Annotated in this window: 13 protein-coding genes; 7 read left to right on the forward strand and 6 right to left on the reverse strand. The window is 75.1% G+C overall.

All coding sequences use genetic code 11. The features are described from left to right. Positions 1 to 73: 73 nt before the first annotated feature. The 3 genes from ACFXDE_RS23705 to ACFXDE_RS23715 all read left to right on the forward strand — a co-directional run bounded on the left by ACFXDE_RS23705 (position 74) and on the right by ACFXDE_RS23715 (position 4,228). Entirely contained in the window at positions 74 to 943 is an 870-nt protein-coding gene (locus tag ACFXDE_RS23705) for a 3-hydroxyacyl-CoA dehydrogenase family protein (protein ID WP_380496778.1), read from the forward strand. A 410-nt stretch (positions 944 to 1,353) separates the two neighbouring features. Then, complete coding sequence (locus tag ACFXDE_RS23710) at positions 1,354 to 1,677, forward strand: STAS domain-containing protein (RefSeq protein ID WP_380440136.1); 324 nt, start codon at positions 1,354 to 1,356, stop codon at positions 1,675 to 1,677. Between the two features lie 250 nt (positions 1,678 to 1,927). Further along, complete coding sequence (locus tag ACFXDE_RS23715; protein WP_380496781.1) at positions 1,928 to 4,228, forward strand: ATP-binding protein; 2,301 nt, start codon at positions 1,928 to 1,930, stop codon at positions 4,226 to 4,228. Between the two features lie 4 nt (positions 4,229 to 4,232). On the opposite strand, the gene nucS is transcribed toward ACFXDE_RS23715, so the two are convergent. Further along, a complete protein-coding gene (gene nucS, locus ACFXDE_RS23720) occupies positions 4,233 to 4,892 on the reverse strand; it encodes an endonuclease NucS (protein WP_355252708.1) in 660 nt (219 codons plus the stop codon). 486 nt (positions 4,893 to 5,378) lie between these two features. Here nucS and ACFXDE_RS23725 point away from each other — a divergent pair, with 486 nt between their 5' ends. Next, positions 5,379 to 5,771, forward strand: a complete 393-nt coding sequence (locus ACFXDE_RS23725; RefSeq protein ID WP_329927961.1) for an SCO5389 family protein — start codon at positions 5,379 to 5,381, stop codon at positions 5,769 to 5,771. A gap of 102 nt (positions 5,772 to 5,873) precedes the next feature. Here ACFXDE_RS23725 and ACFXDE_RS23730 read toward each other — a convergent pair whose 3' ends face one another. Next, positions 5,874 to 7,040, reverse strand: a complete 1,167-nt coding sequence (locus ACFXDE_RS23730; RefSeq protein ID WP_380440189.1) for an LLM class flavin-dependent oxidoreductase — start codon at positions 7,038 to 7,040, stop codon at positions 5,874 to 5,876. A gap of 389 nt (positions 7,041 to 7,429) precedes the next feature. Between ACFXDE_RS23730 and ACFXDE_RS23735 the strand changes: the two genes are divergently transcribed. After that, on the forward strand, positions 7,430 to 7,750 hold the full coding sequence (locus ACFXDE_RS23735; protein WP_380496782.1) for an ATP/GTP-binding protein: 321 nt from the start codon (positions 7,430 to 7,432) through the stop codon (positions 7,748 to 7,750). Positions 7,751 to 7,779: 29 nt separating this feature from the next. Here the strand turns inward: ACFXDE_RS23735 and ACFXDE_RS23740 are convergent, their stop codons facing one another. Further along, entirely contained in the window at positions 7,780 to 8,547 is a 768-nt protein-coding gene (locus ACFXDE_RS23740) for an ABC transporter permease subunit (protein WP_380440142.1), read from the reverse strand. A 1-nt stretch (position 8,548) separates the two neighbouring features. Next, a complete protein-coding gene (locus ACFXDE_RS23745) occupies positions 8,549 to 9,553 on the reverse strand; it encodes an ABC transporter ATP-binding protein (protein WP_380496783.1) in 1,005 nt (334 codons plus the stop codon). 92 nt (positions 9,554 to 9,645) lie between these two features. Between ACFXDE_RS23745 and ACFXDE_RS23750 the strand changes: the two genes are divergently transcribed. Together ACFXDE_RS23750 and ACFXDE_RS23755 are read left to right on the forward strand one after the other, a co-directional pair. Continuing rightward, the gene (locus tag ACFXDE_RS23750) at positions 9,646 to 10,443 is read left to right on the forward strand and encodes an alpha/beta fold hydrolase (RefSeq protein ID WP_380440146.1); all 798 of its coding nucleotides are present in this window, start codon (positions 9,646 to 9,648) and stop codon (positions 10,441 to 10,443) included. Next, complete coding sequence (locus tag ACFXDE_RS23755; RefSeq protein ID WP_329927956.1) at positions 10,440 to 10,751, forward strand: hypothetical protein; 312 nt, start codon at positions 10,440 to 10,442, stop codon at positions 10,749 to 10,751. The genes ACFXDE_RS23750 and ACFXDE_RS23755 overlap by 4 nt, the downstream gene beginning before the upstream one ends. Positions 10,752 to 10,812: 61 nt before the next feature. Here the strand turns inward: ACFXDE_RS23755 and ACFXDE_RS23760 are convergent, their stop codons facing one another. Together ACFXDE_RS23760 and ACFXDE_RS23765 are read right to left on the reverse strand one after the other, a co-directional pair. Then, complete coding sequence (locus tag ACFXDE_RS23760; protein WP_329927955.1) at positions 10,813 to 11,742, reverse strand: cellulose-binding protein; 930 nt, start codon at positions 11,740 to 11,742, stop codon at positions 10,813 to 10,815. A 107-nt stretch (positions 11,743 to 11,849) separates the two neighbouring features. After that, positions 11,850 to 16,421, reverse strand: a complete 4,572-nt coding sequence (locus tag ACFXDE_RS23765) for a hypothetical protein (RefSeq protein WP_380496785.1) — start codon at positions 16,419 to 16,421, stop codon at positions 11,850 to 11,852. Between the last annotated feature and the right edge of the window lie 437 nt (positions 16,422 to 16,858).

Here is a 16,858-nt window from a genome sequence, read left to right on the forward strand (position 1 = left end):
CGGGCGGCGACCCCTGCCCTGAGCCGCTTTCAGGGCCCGCCCGCGAGGCGGCGACGGCATCGGGAGACCCGCCATGAGCAATGCGTCCAGCAAGCAGATCGCCGTGATCGGTGCCGGCCTGATGGGCGCCGGCATCGCCCAGGTGTCGGCCCAGGCCGGCCACCCGGTGGTGCTGCGGGACGTCACCGACGAGGCGCTGCAGCGCGGCCTCGCCGGCATCCGCGCCTCGTACGAGAAGTTCGTCGCCAAGGGCCGGATGAGCGCGGAGGACGCCGAGGCCGCCCTCGGCCGGATCACCACCACCACCGACCTGGGCGCCGTCGCCGGGGCCGACATCGTGGTCGAGGCCGTGTTCGAGAAGCTGGAGGTCAAGGAGGCCGTCTTCCGCGAGCTGGACAAGCTCGCCAAGGACGGCGCCGTGCTCGCCTCCAACACCTCCGCGATCCCGATCACCCGGATCGCCGCCGCCACCCGGCGCCCGGAGTCCGTCATCGGCGTGCACTTCTTCTCGCCGGTGCCGCTGATGAAGCTGGTCGAGCTGGTGCGCGGCTACAAGACCAGCGACGAGACGCTGGCCACCGCCCGCGCCTTCGCCGAGGGCGTCGGCAAGGAGGTCGTGGTGGTCAACCGCGACGTGGCCGGCTTCGTCACCACCCGCCTGATCACCGCCCTGGTCGTCGAGGCCGCCAAGCTGTACGAGACGGGCGTGGCGACCGCCGAGGACATCGACAAGGCCTGCCGCCTCGGCTTCGGCCACCCGATGGGCCCGCTGGAGACCGCGGACCTGACCGGCGTCGACATCCTGCTGCACGCCGCCCGCAACATCTACGAGGAGACCCAGGACGAGAAGTTCGCCGCCCCGGAGGTCATGGCCCGCATGGTCACCGCCGGCGACCTCGGCCGCAAGAGCGGCCGCGGCTTCTACGGGCACGAGGGCAAGTAGCCCACGGGCCGCGGGGCCGGGCGGGCCGGGCGATCGAGCATCGTAGGACCCGCCCCGCCCGGGGCGGGTGAGTTTCCTCACGCCGGGTGCCGCAGACGGGTGATTTGGGCGGTAATCGAGCGTAGGTGTGGAGACTACCTGCGTATATTCCCTCGGACGAGTGAAGTTGCTTCAGATCTGACCGCAACCAGCAACCTGCGGTGCTGGTTCGCCGTCAGATGAGGGGCCCAGGTTTGAACGACGGGCGGCCGGCCCGGGCGCGCGGCCCGTCGCCGTTCGGCGCAGCAGGCGGGCCTCCGGACGAGGGGCCACGGCCCGCCCGGGCGGCCACCCCGCTCCCCGGCCCGGCACGGCCGGGGCGGACCCACACCCCCGACACCGGGACCGGCCAGGCGAAGGAGGAGGAGAGCATGCGCATCACCGGCGACCACAGGGCGCTGGCCATCGAGGGCCGCCTCGACGTGCGCACCGCCGCCGACGCGCGGGCCCGGCTCCACCAGGCCGTCGACACCGGCCTCGGCGACCTCGTGCTCGACCTCGCCCGCCTGGAGTTCTGGGACGCCACCGGCCTCGGCGTCATCATGGGCACCCACCGCCGGGCCGGCCGGATCGGCCGCCGGCTCGTGCTGCGCTCCGTCCCGGCCCAGCTCCAGCGGCTGCTGGTGGCCACCAAGCTGCACCGCATCCTCGCCGTGGACGGCGGCGTCGCCGAGGCGCACGGGGTCGGTCTCTGAAGCACGCCGAAGGGGTTCCGGAAGGGGCTCCGAACGCGCTCCGGAAAGCGTTCCGGGGGCGCACGAGGCCCTCGTGGGGCGCGCGTGACGGGACGGCGCTGCACACGCGGGGCCGGATGTGCGAGAGTCTGCCCGTCAGAAGACGGCCGCCGCAGCCGGGCCATGCCCGCCCGGTCCCCGCACGGCCGCGACCGAGACGTCAGCCGGCCGGCGCGGCACGCCGGCGGCCGAGCACGATGCGGAGCAGAACGTGGCACAGCCAACCGGTGAGTTCCGGCAGGAGGCCGTCCGCGCCCGCAGTGGCGAGCTGGTCTCCGGCGCTCTGCTGGTGGGCGTCGGCGCGCCGGACGGCTCCGAGGCCCGGCCCTGCCCCGAGGAGTGGCGCCCGCGCCCCCGCCGGGTGCTGCGCAGCGAGCCCGCCCGCGGACCCGTCGGCGGCGTCGAGCGGGCGGTCGGCCCGCTCGCCCTCGGCGCCGGGCCCGCCGACCTGCCGCTGCTCGACCGCGAGGCGGACGTCGCCGAACTCCTCGGCCTGCTCGCCGAGGGCCGCTCGATACGCCTGGTCGGCCAGGCCGGCTCCGGTCGCAGCGCCCTGCTGTCGGCCGTCGCCGAGGCCGCCGCCGACCTCGCCCCCGGCGGCGTCGTCCAGCTCTGCGGCCACCGCCGCACGACCGCCGACGTGCTCCAGGAGCTGTTCGCCGCCACCCACCACGCCCCCGGCTACCGCCCCGACCCGGCCCAGCTGGCCGCGCACCTCGCCGACGTCGGCGCGATCGTCGTGATCGACGGCGCCGAACCCTCCGGCGCCGAGCTGGAGGAGCTGCTCTCCGCCGCCCCCCGCTGCGCCTTCCTGATCTCGGTCGACCCCGCCGCCCCGCCGCTGTCGGCCGGCTCCCGGCTCCAGGACCACCCCGTCGCCGGACTCTCGCGCGCCGCCTGCCTCGCGCTCGCCGCCCGGCTGGCCGGGCGGCCGCTGGACGTCGCCGAGAAGGCCTGGGCGGTCGACCTCTGGTTCGAGTCCGAGGGACTGCCGCTGCGCTTCGTCCAGGCCGCCGCGCTGCTGCGCCAGCGGGACGTGGCGGTGGACGCGCTGGTCGCCGCCGAGGAGGACCGCCTGGACGTGTTCGGCGCGGTCGACGGGCCCGTCCACGACCCCGACCCGGCCGTCCGCGAGGGCGCGCTGCGCCGGACCGTGCCGCTGCCGTCCGTCGCCGAGACCGCCTCGCCCGCCGTCCGGCTCGCCGAGGGGCTGAGCGAGCCCGCGCAGGCCGTGCTGCGGCTCGCCGTGGCGCTCGGCGGCGAGTGCCCGACCGCGCCGCACCTGCCCGCGCTGATCGACGTCGGCCAGGGCGAGAGCGCGCTCGCCGAGCTCGCCGACGCCGGGCTCGCGGTGTCCATCGGCGGCCACCACCGGCTGACCGCCGGGGCGCTCGAACTGCTCCTCCCGCACTGGCCGGCGCGCGGCAGCGTCGACGGCGCGGCGCAGCACTTCGCCTGGTGGGTCGGGCACAGCTCGGTGTCGCTCGGGCAGATCGCGGCCGAGGCGGAGGTGGTGATCGGCGTCCTGCTGGCCGACCGCACCGCCGGGCGCCACGAGGCCGTCGTCCGGCTGGCCAGGGCCGCCGCCCCCGCGCTGGCCCTGTCGCTGCGCTGGGGGGCCTGGGAGCGGGCGCTGCAGCTGGGTCTGGAGGCCGCCAGGCGGACCGCCTCCAAGGCCGACGAGGCCTGGTTCCACCACGAGTTGGGCGTCTACGCGATCTGCGCGCAGGAACCGTCCCAGGCGATCGCCGAGCTGGAGACCGCGCTCACGCTGCGGGCCGTCGTCGGCGAGCAGCGCGGGGTCGCGGCGGCGCGTCGGATGCTCGACCTGCTGCGGGCCGAGGGCCGTCAACTGCCGGGCGCCCAGCCCGCGGCGGCGCCCGCGCGCGGTCCGGTGATCCGCAAGATCGCGGCCAGGGTGCCGTCCGGGCTGCGGTCGAGCCGGCGCCGGCGGGTGGTCGTCGCGTCGGCGGCGGTGCTCACGCTCGGGGTGCTCAGCACGGCGGTGGCGATGAGCGTCACCGGGCCGGGGGAGCAGCGGACCAACGACCCGCACAGCCGGCTCGACCAGGACGACACCGGTACCGGCGGGCAGGTCCCGCTGCCGCACTCCAGCACCGGCGCCGCCACGACGGCCGGCGCGGACGCCCCGGGCAGCAGCCCGGCGGCGAACGGGACCAGCCCGGAGCCCTCGGCGAGCGGCAGTGCGACGCACTCGCCGACCGCGTCGGCGTCGGCCTCGGCGACGGCGTCGAAGAAGCCGAGCCGCTCGCCCGGCGCGACGGGGTCGGACGCCCCGCAGCAGCCGCAGCCGCCCGCTCCGGGCGACCCGCAGCCGCCGACGCAGCAGCCCGGGCCGGGGCCGCAGCAGCCGCCCGTGACCCACCCGAGCCAGCCGCCGGCGCCGAGCAGTTCGCCGACGACCCCGTCCCCGAGTCCGTCGCAGTCGACCAAGCCCCCGACGACGCCGGTACCGACCGGACCTGGCACGCCGTCTCCGACGGCGACCTGAGGCGTCAGAACAGCTTCAGCTTGTCGTCGTCGATGCCGCGCAGCTCGTCGTAGTCCAGGACCACGCAGCCGATGCCCCGGTCGGTGGCCAGCACGCGGGCCTGGGGCTTGATCTCCTGCGCGGCGAAGACGCCCTTGACCGGGGCCAGCAGCGGGTCCCGGTTGAGGAGTTCGAGGTAGCGGGTGAGCTGCTCGACGCCGTCGATCTCGCCGCGGCGCTTGATCTCGACGGCGACCGTCGCCCCGTCGGAGTCGCGGCACAGGATGTCGACCGGGCCGATCGCGGTCGGGTACTCGCGGCGGATCAGCGACCAGCCGGCGCCGAGCACCTCCATGCGGTCCGCCAGCAGCTCCTGGAGGTGTGCCTCGACGCCGTCCTTGATCAGGCCCGGGTCGACCCCGAGCTCGTGGGACGAGTCGTGCAGCACCTCCTCCAGGGTGATGATGAGCTTCTCGCCGGCCTTGTTCTCCACCGTCCAGACCCCGTCGGCCTCCTTGAGGACGCACGGCGGGGACATCCAGTTGAGCGGCTTGTAGGCGCGGTCGTCGGCGTGGATGCTGACGCTGCCGTCGGCCTTGACCAGGATGAGCCTGGTGGCGGAGGGCAGATGGGCGGAGAGCCGACCGGCATAGTCGACTGAGCAGCGGGCAATTACGAGACGCACGGTCGACCACGCTAGCCCACCGGGGCCAGTTGATGCGATTCCGCGACGACGGGGTGAAGGAAGCGCGAACCCCGCGAACATGGAGGTTCGGCGATTCCGGGGATGCCTCCCGCGGTCTGGCGCCCCTACGCTGGGGTCGCTACCGTGTGTGACGGCATGCGTGCGGGACCGCTGTCAACGGGGATGGAGACTTCAGATGAACGATCCGACAGGATCCGGCCATTCTGGTGCACCACGGCGTATTTACGGAGCAATCCCTAGGAACCACCGGCCTGGCCCGCCGTTGACTGCCACGCTGTTCTGAAGCGGTCGGTGTCCGGGACGTTACGTCCAGTGGCGCCGCCGCACCCTTCGCACGGCGCCGGAAACAGCCGTTCCGTCGCTGTTCCGGACGTCCCGTGCGATTTCGCCCACCCTCACTGTGAGCTTCGGACCACGCACCACCACCCGCGCGCCGCGCGCGGGTGGTCCGCGAGAGGAGAATCCATGTCGCTCGACGTCTCACCGGCCCTGCTCGAAAAGGCCGAGCGGGGCGAGGTCGACGAGCGGGAATTCGTCGACTGCGTCCGCGTCTCGCTGCCGTACGCCTGGAACCTGATCAGCTCGCTGGTCGCCCAGGCCAAGGTCGACGGCACCGATTTCGCCGACAACCAGGTACCGCCGCCCAGCGAGCAGGCCCGCGGCCAGCTCCTGCGGGCGCTCGCCAGCGACGCCATCCGGGGTGCCCTGCAGCGGCACTTCGGGGTCCGGCTGGCTTTCCAGAACTGTCACCGGGTGGCGGTGTTCCTGCCGTCCGACGCCAACGAGGCGCGGTTCGACCGCTTCACGTCCGTCCGGGAGCAGCTGCTCAACCAGTCCGAGGAACTGCGGGACTGCTGATCGACCCGCTCACGGCGGCGCCGGAACGCCGTCGGCCCCTCCCCCGGTGCGGGGGGAGGGGGCGGCGCGGTTCGGTCCGGCCGGGCGGTGCGGCAGCTCGGTTCAGCTCAGTTGCGGGAGCACCTCCGAACCGAGCCGGGCGATGTTGTGCAGGGTCGCCTCGCGGTCGCCGCTGCCCTCGGCGAGCAGTGCGAAGCGGCGGATGCCGGTCCGCTCGGCGGTGGCCAGCAGACGGTCGGCGCACTGCTTCGGGGTGCCCACCGCGTGCAGGTCGCAGAGGAACTCGGTGTACTGGTGCGGGTCGCGCATCTTGCGCTCCCGGCCGTCCACGGTGCGGTGGGCGCCGAGCCCGTACTCGAACCAGCCCGGCATCGCGCTCAGCAGCGTGGCCCGCGCCGTCGAGGTGCGGTCGTCGACCTGGGCCACGCCGGCCGCGACGTGCCGGCGGTTGATCCGGCGCAGCTGCTCCTCGTCGCGTCCGGCGGCCAGCCAGGCGCTGCGGTACAGCTCCAGCATGTTCAGCTTGTCGTCGTCGCCCGAGTGCATGCCCAGCAGCATCGGCAGGCCGCGTTCGGCGGCGAGTCTGACCCCGGCCGGGGACGTGCACGCGACGACCACCGGCGGGCCGGCCACCGGCCGTCCGGCGGGGGTGAGTTCGTCGCCCGCGCCGAGGCTCGCACCCGCCCCCTCGACGTCCTGGCGCTGACGCGGCAGGCGCACCCGGCCGCCGGGGTCGCCGAGGCCCAGCCAGGCGCCCAGCCCGGGCCGGCGCAGCGGCTCGGTCGCCCGCGGGACGACGGCGACCTCGGGGAAGGCGAACTGCGGCCCGTCCGCGCCGACCCGGGAGCCGCGCAGCCAGCGCAGCAGCAGGTCCAGCCGCTCCGGGAAGCCGTTCTCGAAGGCGTCCACGCCGCTGCCGAACACGTCCAGGTCGATCCACGGGCCGCCGCGGCCCACCCCGAGCGTGAAGCGCCCGCCGGAGGTGAGGTGCAGCAGCGCGGCCTGCTCGCCGAGCGCCACCGGGTGGGCGGTGGACAGCACGCTGACGGCGGTGCCGACGCCGATCCGGCGGGTGCGGCCGAGCAGCAGGGCCGCGAGCGTGGCGGCGTTCGGGCAGACCCCGTACGGGACGAAGTGGTGCTCGGCCAGCCAGACGCTGTCCAGGCCCGCGCGTTCGGCCTCGACGGCGGCGCGCACGGTGCGGTCGAGCGCCTCCCCGTGGCTCTGCCCGGGGAACTGCGCGGAGAGCATGAAGGCGCCGACCCGGATCGGTGCGGTGTCCGCGGGGAACGCGGCGGCCCGCTGCGCGGCGGGCAGCGGATCGCCGGCGGCGGCCGTCACCGGGGGGACGGTGGTCAGCGCGGGCCCGGGGGCGGGCGGCCGGACCCCGACGGGCCGACGGGTCTCGGCGCGGGCGGTGGTCTTGGACATCGGTGGGCCTCCTCGGGTGCGCGCAGGGTCTGCGGGCCCCGCCTGTTCCCCTTGTGGGTATCGGATGTCATGTGCCAATGGCACGCCGAACCACGAATTTCGGGGAAGATCGGGTGGATCTCGCCGGAAACCCCGAACCGGCGCGTGATGCCGTGATAGAGGCTCTCGGGGGTCGTGCCCGGCCGTAGGCTGGAACGGTCCCGAGCCACCGGAGAGAGGTAGTCGCCGTGTCGCCCCGCCACAACCGGATCAAGAGCGCCGCCCACCGGGCGGACGAACCGGCCGCCCCGCCGGGCGGTTCGCTGCGCCGCACCGAGAGCTACCAGGGCGACGACTGGGTGGTCCAGACGGTCGCCGGGACGTCCGGGCGCAGCTACCGCTGCCCGGGCTGCGACCAGGAGATCCCGTCCGGGGTCGGCCACGTGGTCGCCTGGCCGATGCACGGCGCCGGGGTGGACGACCGGCGGCACTGGCACCGCGCGTGCTGGGGAGCGCGGGAGCGCCGGGCCTCCAACGTGCTGCGGGGCCGCGGCGCTCCGCGGTACTGATCCGTCGCTCCGGCCGGCGGGCAACCGCCTTACGCGTCGCGGTTCTTGAGCACGAGCGCGCCGCCGGCCAGGGCGGCCAGCGTCCAGGCCAGGCAGATCGCGAAACCGGCCCACGGTCCGTACGGCTGGCCGTGCTGCTCGTACACCAGCAGCATCCGCGAGCCCGCGTAGTCCGGGAAGTAGTGCGCGAGCGTCTTGACCTTCGGCACCGCCGAGAGGATCGGCGAGAGCAGGAAGAAGAACGGCACCAGCACGCCCAGCGCGAGCGTCTGGTTGTGCAGCATCGCCGTGACGCCGGCCGAGAACAGGCAGAGCATCGTCAGGTAGAGCGCGGCGCCGAACACCGCGCGCAGCACGTTCGGTTCGCCGAGGGTGGTGGAGTGCGAGCCGAGCAGCGACTGGCCGATGAAGAAGGTGACGAAGGCCGTCACGACCGACACGGCCAGGGCCAGCGAGCCGAGGACGACGGCCTTGCCGGTGAGCAGGGTGCCGCGCTGCGGGACGGCGGCCAGGCTGACCCGGACCATGCCGGTGCTGTACTCGTTGCCGATGGCCAGCACGCCGAAGACGATGATGGCGAGCTCGCCGAGCATGATGCCGGAGAAGGCCGTGCCGGTGGCGTCGAACGGGCTCTGGTCGTTGCGCCGGAACTCGGTGAAGTTGTTGTTGGTCAGCAGGGACAGCAGCGCGCCGATGCCGACCGTGACGACGAAGGTCAGCGCGAGGGTCCAGACCGTCGAGCGGACGCTGCGGATCTTCGTCCACTCGGAGCGCAGGATCGCGGGGAAGGACGCCATCTCAGTTCTCCTCCTGTCCGGCCGGGGCGGCCGCCTGTTCGGCGCCGGGCTGCCAGCCGGCGCCCCACACGCCGGGCGCGCCGGCCGCGTCCCGGCCCGGTCCGTCGCCGGCGTGGTACTCCACCGAGTCGGCCGTCATCTGCATGAAGGCCTCCTCCAACGAGGCCTGCTGGGGGCTGAGTTCGTGCAGGACGACGCCGTTCGCGGCGGCCAGGTCGCCGAGGCCGGCGAGGTCGCCGTCGACCACCTCGTAGGAGCCGTCCGGCCCGGTCTCGTGGCGGATCCCGGCGCCGGCCAGGACGTCGAGCAGGCGCTCGGGGCTCGGGGTGCGCAGCCGCACGGCGGAGCGGGAGTTGCGCCGGATGAACTCGGGCATCGGCAGGTCGGCGAGCAGCCGGCCCCGGCCGATGACGACGAGGTGGTCGGCGGTGACGGCCATCTCGCTCATCAGGTGCGAGGAGACGAAGACGGTGCGGCCCTCGGCGGCGAGCCGCTTCATCAGGTTGCGGATCCAGAGGATGCCCTCCGGGTCCAGGCCGTTGACCGGCTCGTCGAACATGACGATCTCCGGGTCGCCGAGCAGCGCGGAGGCGATGCCCAGGCGCTGGCCCATGCCGAGCGAGAAGCCGCGGGCGCGCTTGCGGGCGACCGGGGTGAGGCCGACGAGGGCGAGCACCTCGTCGACCCGGCGCTCGGGGATCCGGTTGCTCTGGGCGAGCCAGAGCAGGTGGTCGCGGGCGGTGCGCCCGGGGTGGACGGCCTTGGCCTCCAGCAGGGCGCCGATGTACTTGAGCGGTTCGCTGAGCTGTCCGTACCTCCGGCCGTCGATGGTGACCCGGCCGGAGGTGGGTCTGTCGAGGTCGAGGATCATGCGCATGGTGGTGGACTTGCCCGCGCCGTTGGGGCCGAGGAAGCCGGTGACGACTCCCTGGGGCACCCGGAAGCTGAGCCGGTCCACCGCGAGGGTCTTGCCGTAACGTTTCGTCAGGTCGTGCAACTCGATCATTCGCGCTCCCTTACTCTCTGTCAGGCTAGGACAAAGCGGATATCGCGGCCCGCTGAGTGGGCCCGCCGGGCGCACCGGAATACGGTGGCCCCATGACCCAGCTCCCCTCAGCATTGTCGGTGCGCGAGAGCGGCACCGGAACGCCCCTCGTACTCCTGCACGCCTTCCCGCTGAACGCCGCGATGTGGTCCGCCCAACTGGACGCGCTGCCCGGACTGACCGGGGACGACGCCCGCGTGCTCGCCCCCGACCAGCGGGGGTTCGGCGGCACCGTGCTGGGCACCGACGAACCCTCGCTGGACCTGGTCGCGGACGACCTCGCGCTGCTGCTGGACGCGGCCGGGATCGACCGGGCGGTGGTCGGCGGGCTCTCCATGGGCGGCTACGTGGCGCTGGCCTTCGCCCGCCGTCACCCGGACCGGCTGGCCGGGCTGCTGCTGGCCAACACCCGCGCCACCGCCGACTCCGACGCCGTCCGCGCCAACCGGGAGCGCATCGCCGCCGCGGTCCTCGCCCGGGACAGCGTCCAGCTGCTGCTCGACGAGGAGGTGGCGGCCGGCCAGCTCGGTCCGGACTCGCAGCACCTGGTCGAGCGGGTGCAGGCGCTGGTCGCCGCCGCGCCGCCGGCCGCCGTCGCGTGGGCGCAGCGGGCCATGGCGGCCCGGCCGGACTCCCGGGAGGTGCTCGCCGGGGTGCGGGTGCCGACCGCGGTCGTCGCGGGCGCCGAGGACGCCCTGGTGGCCGTCGAGGAGGCCGAGCTGATGGCGCGGCTGCGGCCGGACGCCGAACTGACCGTCATCCCCGGGGTGGGCCACCTGAGCGCCCTGGAGGCACCGGAGGCGTTCGACGACGCCGTGCGCAAGCTGCTCGCCCGGGTGGCCGCCGGATGACCGAGGAGGAGGCCGGCTGGGACTTCTCGGCCCTGGAGGTGACCGGCCGGATGCCGCTGACGAACCGCGGCGAGGGGCTGCTGGAGCTGACCCTGGAGCCGCTCGGCGAGGACTACTGGATGCGCCCGGGGGAGACCTTCATCGTCACCTCGTACGGCGACCACGGCTCGGGCCACCCGTTCGAGGTGCAGTACTGGCCGGACTCGGTCTCGGTGTGGTGCACGTCGTGGTTCGGCACCGTCTCGGACGACGAGGGCAACCAGCTCAGCAGCGGCCACCAGCGGCCGGACGGGGCCTACCCGAGATGATGACGCCCTGAACGACGGCGGGCCCTCACCCGGGAGGGTGAGGGCCCGCCGTGCTGCTGCGTCAGCGGCCCTGCTGGGCGGGCACGCCGATGGTGTCGTCGTTCGGCAGCGAGGCGGCGGCCACGGCCGCGCCGGTCAGCGTCGCCAGCATCTCGCGGACGTTGGTCAGCTGGGCGTTGATGCTGTCGCGGCGGTTGGTGAGCGCCGCCAGCTCGCGCTCGGACTCGCTGCGGATCCGGTCGGCCTTGGCGTTCGCGTCGGCCACGATGTCCTCGGACTGGCGCTGGGCCGTCTCGACGGTCTGGCGGGCGCGGCGCTCGGCGTCGGTGCGCAGCTTCTCGGCCTCCAGGCGCAGCTGCTCGGCCCGGTGCTCGATCTCGGCGAGGCGCTTCTCGGCCTTGGCCTGACGGGCGGCCAGGTCGCGCTCGGACTGCTCGCGGCGCTTGGCCAGGTTGGTCTCGAACTCCAGCGCGGCCTGGGCGGCCTTGGTGCGGGTCTCCTCGAAGAGGGCGTCCGCCTCCTCGCGCTTGTTCTGCGCGTCCTTGTTGGCCTCGGCGCGCAGCTGGGCCGCGTCGCTCTTGGCCTTGTCGACGATCCGCATGCCCTCGTCCTCCGCCTTGGCCTTGCGGTCCTTGGCGTAGTTCTCGGCCTCGGTGCGGACCTGCTGGGCGGCGGCCTCGGCGAGCTCGCGGTGCTGCTCGGCGGCGCGGTGCGCCTCGTCGCGCAGGTCCTTGGCCTCCTCCTCGGCGAGGCGCAGGATCTTCTCGACCCGGGCGCCGAGACCGGCGTACGACGGCTCCTGCTCGGCGACCGCCGCCTGGGCGGTCTGCGTCTCCAGGTGGAGCTCCTCGATGCGCTTCTCCAGCGCACTGATCCGGGTCAAGGCACTGTCACGGTCGGCCACCAGCTTGGTGATCCGCTCGTCGACCTGGGCACGCTCGTACCCACGGCGCACCAGGTCGAAGCCGTGAGGGGAGTGACTGTCGCTCATGGGGTTCTGGGCTTCCTGTCGTCAAACCGCTGAGGTGGTTGAGGGAATCCTGACACGGTACCGGAGTGTCGACGGCGAAATGCCGTTGTCCCGCGGACAATGTCCGCTCAATCGGGTGGTGCGTTCTTGGAGCGATTGCCACCCGACCGGGGGGAGCCAACTCCGGCACCGGCCTTGGCACCCCCGTCCTTCTTGCTGTTTCCCCCGTTGGTCTGTGCGACCGGTGCCGGTGCCTCAAAGGCCTCCAGGGCGGACAGGACGTCCTGGACCCTGGAGATCTCGGTGTTGATGTCCTTGCGACGGCGCACCAGTTCGTCGAGCTCGCGCCGGCCCTCGGTGGTGACGCGCTCCGCCTCGGCGCGCGCCTCCTCCAGCAGGCGCTCGGCCTCGGCCTTGGCCAGCTCGACCTGCTCGTCCGCCGCGCGGTCGGCGGCCTGCAGCCGCTTCTCCGCCTCGGCGGACGCCTTCTCCAGCCGCTCCTCGGCCTCCTCCTGGGAGGACCGCAGCTTGGCCTCGGCCTTCTCGATCAGCGCCTCGGCCCGGTCGGTGGAGGTGGAGAGCTTGGTCTCCGCCTCCTTGAGCAGGCCCTCGGCCTTGCGGACCGCCGACAGCCGGACCTTGCTCGCCTCGGCGGACGCCTCCGAGGAGAGCTCCCCGGCCCGCTCCTCGGCGGCGGCGACCAGGGCCGCCGCGCGGTCCTCGGCCTCGGCGACGGTGGCGACCGCCTGCTCCTCGGCCTCGGTGAGCTGCTCCTGGGCGGCCGTCACCAGCGCGTCGACGCGCTCGCCGGCCGACTTCATGGCCGCCGCGTTCTCCTTGCGGGCGCGCTCGTGCAGCGCCTCGACCTCGGCGTCGGTGCGCTCGCGCAGCTCCTCGGCGCGCTCGCGGATCGCGGTCGCGTCCCGGCGGGCCTCGGCGAGCAGCGCGTCGGCGTCGGAGCGGCCCTTCTCCACCTCGCCCTGGCCGGCCGCCTCGCCGGCGGCGACCAGCCGGTCGGCCTCCTTGCGGGCGGCGGCGACCATCGCGTCGGCCTGCTCCTCGGCGGCGGCGGTGGTGGCCAGCGCGGTGGTCTGGGCGTCCTCGCCGAGCGACTCGGCGTCCGCGAAGGCCCGTTCCAGGACGGACTTGGCCTGGTCGCGGGTGGCCTTGTCGAACTGCTCGGCGGCCTCCCGGGTGTCCGCGTCGTAGGCGTCGGCGCGGGCGTGGGTCGCGGAGTCGTACTCGTCGGCCAGGGTGCGGGTCGCGAGCGCGTACTCCTCGGCCTCCGAGCGCAGCGCGGCGGCCAGCTCCTCGGCGTCGGCGACCACGCCGGCCGCGTGCTCCTCGGCGGCGGCGACCGTCCGGGCGGCCTGGGCCTCGGCGTCGGCGCGCAGCTGGTCGGCGGCCTCCTGGGCGGTGCGCAGCTCGTGGTCGGCCTCGGCGCGCAGCTGCTCGTCGTAGGCCTGGGCCTCGGCGTACCGGCGGGCGATCTCGGCCTCGGCGGCCTCGCGCTCGGCGGCGAGCTCCAGCTCGGTCTGCTCGCGCAGGGCGGCCGTCTCGGCCTCGGTGCGGGCGCGCAGGTCGGCGGTCTCGCGGTCGGCGAGCTCGCGCTGCTCCGAGGTTTCCCGGTCGGCGAGCTCGCGCTGCTCGGCGGTCTCCCGCTCGGCGTCGGCGCGCAGGTCGGCGGCGGCCTGTTCGGCCTGCTCGCGGACGTCGGCGGCCTCGCGCTCGGCGGTGGCCGTCAGCTCGGCGATCTGCTGGGAGGCGGCCTCGTGCAGGCCGGCCACCGACTGGCGGACCTCGGCGGCCTCGTCCTCGGCGACCTCGACCAGCGCGGCGCACTCCGCCTTGGCGGCGGCGACCAGCTCGTCGCCGTCGGCGCGGGCCCGGTCCAGGACGGCACCGGCCTCGGCGCGGATGGTGTCGGCGGTGGCGCGGGCCTCGGACAGCTCGCGGCCGGCCTCGGCACGGACCGTCTCGGCCTGCTCGGCGGCCAGCGCCAGGTCGGCGGCGGCCTTCTCGCGGATCTCCTTGGCGGCCTGGGCGGCCTCGGCCTTGCGCTGCTCGGCGGAGACGCGGGCGGCCTCCAGCAGCTCCTCGGCGTCGGCGCGCTGGGCGGCGGTCTCGGTGGCGGTGTGCTCGGCGAGCTCGTCCGCGGCCTGCTCGGCCTCGGCGCGGACGCGCTCGGCGTAGGCCTCGGCGTCCGCGCGCTGGGCGACCGTTTCGGCGGCGGTGCGCTCGGTGAGGTCGGCGGCGGCCTGCTCGGCCTCGGCGCGGACGCGCTCGGCGTAGGCCTCGGCGTCGGTGCGCTGGGCGGTCGTTTCGGCGGCGGTGCGCTCGGTGAGGTCGGTGGCGGTCTGTTCGGCCTCGGTGCGGACGCGGTCGGCGTACGTCTCGGCGGCCTCGCGGACGGCGGCGGTCTCGGCGGCCGTCCGCTTCGTCAGCTCCTCGGCGCCCTGCTCGGCCTGCTCACGCGCGGCCTGGGCGGCGGCCAGCTGCTCCGCGGTCTCCTCGCGCAGCGCGGTGGCGACCGTCTCGGCCTCGCCCCGGGTGCGGGCGGCCTCGGTGTCGGCCTCGGTGCGCACGCGCTCGGCGTCGGCCACCGCGGCGTCCCTTACGGCCTTCGCCGCGGCGTCGGCGTCGGCCCGCAGGGCCTCTGCGGCGGTGCCCGCCTCGGCGCGCACCCGCTGGTCGAACTCGGCCGCGTCACGGCGGAGTTCGGCGGTCTCGCGCTCGGCGGCGGTGCGGTTCTCGGCGGCCGCGGCGCGGGCGGCGGCGAGCGCGTCCTGGCCCTGCTGCTCGGCGGCGGCGGTGATCTTCCCGGCCTCGGCACGGGCCCGGGACAGGGTCTGCTCGGCCCGGCCCTGGGTCTCGGCGGCCTGCTCCTGGGCCTGCTCGCGCAGCCGCTCGATCTCGGCGGCGGCGCCGGCGCGCAGCTCGTCCGCGTCGGCCTTGGCCTTGGTGAGCAGTTCCTCGGCGTTCTTCGCCGACTCCTCGATCTGCACCACGGCCTGGCGGCGGGCCTCGCCGCGGACCCGGTCGGCCTCGGCGGCGGCCTGGGCGCGCAGCTCCTCGGCCTCGGCGCGCAGCCGGGCGGCCTCGTCCTGCATCTGCTCGATCCGCTCGCGGATCGCGGCGGCGTCGTCCAGGGCGGCGTTCTGGGCCTGCTCGACGGCGGCCTGGGCCTGCTCGCGCAGGAGCTGGGCCTCGGCGGCGGCCTCGGTGCGGATCCGCTCGGCCTCCGCGGCGGCCTCGCTCCGCGCCGCCTCGGCGTCCCGGTCGGCCCGGTCGAGGACCTCCTCGGCCGTCTTGGCGGCCTTGGCGAGGTGGACGGTGGCGTCCTTGGCGCCCGCCGCGCGGCCCTCCTCCTCGGCCTCGCCGCGCAGGCGCAGCGCGTCGGCCTCGGCCTGCGCCCGCAGGTCGGCGAGGTCGCGCTCGGTGCGGGCGCGCAGGTCGGCGATCGCCGCCTCGGCCTCGGCCTTCAGCTCGGCGGCGACGGACTCGGCGGTGGCGCGCAGCCGCTCGCTCTCCTCGGCCGCGGCGGCCCTGGCGGCGTCCGCCTCGGCCTGCCGGTTGGCGGCCTCGGCCCGCACCGCCTCGGCCTCGGCCCGGATGGCCTCGGACTCCTTGGTGGCCTTGGCGACCAGGCGGGCGATCTCGGCCCGGGCGGTCTGGGAGCGCTGCTCGTTGGCGGCGTCGCCGTCGGCGACCCGGCGCTCGACGGCGGCCTCGGCGTCGGCCTGGAGCTGCTCGGCGGCCCGCTCGGCCTGGTCGCGCAGCTCGGCGGCCTCACGGCGGGTGCGCTCGGCCTCGGCGATCGCCTCGGCGCGCAGCCGCTCTATCTCGGCCTGGGCGTGGGACAGCTGCTGCTCGGCGCGGGCCTGCTCGGCGGCGGCGTGCTCCTTGAGCCGGCCGATCTCGCCCTGCGCGGCGGCGAGCTGCTGTTCGGCGGCCGCGTGCGCGGCGGCCAGCTGCTGCTGGGCCTCGCCGCGGGCGGCGTCGACGTCGGCGGCGGCCTGGGCGCCGGCCTGCTGGGCCTGCTCGGAGGCGGCGCGCAGGAGGCGCTCGGCGTCGTTCTGGGCCCTGTGCAGGGCGGCCTCGGCGGCGGCCTGGGCCTCGCCGCGGGCGGCGTCCACGTCGGCGGCGGTCTGCGCGCGGGCCTGGTCGGCGAGCGCGACGGCCTCGGCGCGGGCGGCGGCCATCATCCGCTCGGCCTCGGCGCGGGCCTCCTGGAGCAGGCGGTGGGCCTCCTGCTCGCTGCCGGTCCTGGTCTGCTCGGCCCAGCCGTTCAGGTGCTGCTCGGCGTTGCGGCGCAGCTCGGTGAGCTCGTCCTCCAGCTGGCGGCGGCGGGCGGTGAGCTCGGCCTCCAGGCGGGCGGTGCGCTCGGCGGCCTCGGCCATGATCCGCTGGGTCGCGGCCTGGGAGTCCCGCAGCTGGCGCTCGGCGTCCGCGCGCATCTGCTGGGCCTGCATCTCGGCGGTCCTGAGCATCTGCTCGGCCTGGCCGGAGACGGCGTCGAAGGCACGCGGCTGGGCGAGCATGCGACGGGATTCGTGCAGCTTGGCCCGGAGCACCTCCACCTGGTAGGCGAGGTCCTCGGCGTGCTCGACTGCCTTGTCCCGCTCCTTTCGAGTCCGACCCATCTCGGCCTCGAACTGGGAGAGGTGATCGTCAGCCTCGTAGCGGTCGTTGCCCCGCACTCCGCGGTCCCATCCATCTCCTGGTCGCGTCCTCGACCCGGCCGGTGCGAGGCCCCCGTGGTTCCGGGTGCCGCTCCGACTGGTCCTTGCATCCGCGGCCGGTGAGCCCCCACGTTCAAGCCGGGGCCGCCCGCCGCGGTCGTCGGAGCCCTCGGTGCGGGAGCGCGGTGATGCCGCGTTCCCCCGTCCGGGTGGACTCCTGGGCGAACTCTTGCCTTGTGGAGAATGGTGACAGATCCGACTTGCGACTGTTCAGCCGTGCCCGCGTAGTGGACTCCCCTGCGACGGGCCGCCGCCGGAGGGCGGACGGGCCTGTCATCGGCCGTGCCCGTCCCCTCCGTCCCCCGGAGTCTTCGCGCACCTGGGCATTGTAGTGGGAGCGCACTGCGGGGGAATGGCCGCGTGGGGGTTTTCGGCGTACCCGGCCAGGTTACTGA

The sequence above is a fragment of the Kitasatospora sp. NPDC059408 genome, assembly GCF_042751525.1.
In the GTDB taxonomy this organism is placed as follows: Bacteria; Actinomycetota; Actinomycetes; order Streptomycetales; family Streptomycetaceae; genus Kitasatospora.

What these genes read in the sequence shown, in the direction of transcription:
- ACFXDE_RS23705 (WP_380496778.1), top strand. Translation starts at nt 74, where the DNA reads ATGAGCAATGCGTCCAGCAAGCAGATCGCCGTGATCGGTGCCGGCCTG.
- ACFXDE_RS23710 (WP_380440136.1), top strand. Translation starts at nt 1,354, where the DNA reads ATGCGCATCACCGGCGACCACAGGGCGCTGGCCATCGAGGGCCGCCTC.
- ACFXDE_RS23725 (WP_329927961.1), top strand. Translation starts at nt 5,379, where the DNA reads ATGTCGCTCGACGTCTCACCGGCCCTGCTCGAAAAGGCCGAGCGGGGC.
- ACFXDE_RS23740 (WP_380440142.1), bottom strand. Translation starts at nt 8,547, where the DNA reads ATGGCGTCCTTCCCCGCGATCCTGCGCTCCGAGTGGACGAAGATCCGC.
- ACFXDE_RS23745 (WP_380496783.1), bottom strand. Translation starts at nt 9,553, where the DNA reads ATGATCGAGTTGCACGACCTGACGAAACGTTACGGCAAGACCCTCGCG.
- ACFXDE_RS23750 (WP_380440146.1), top strand. Translation starts at nt 9,646, where the DNA reads ATGACCCAGCTCCCCTCAGCATTGTCGGTGCGCGAGAGCGGCACCGGA.
- ACFXDE_RS23755 (WP_329927956.1), top strand. Translation starts at nt 10,440, where the DNA reads ATGACCGAGGAGGAGGCCGGCTGGGACTTCTCGGCCCTGGAGGTGACC.
- ACFXDE_RS23760 (WP_329927955.1), bottom strand. Translation starts at nt 11,742, where the DNA reads ATGAGCGACAGTCACTCCCCTCACGGCTTCGACCTGGTGCGCCGTGGG.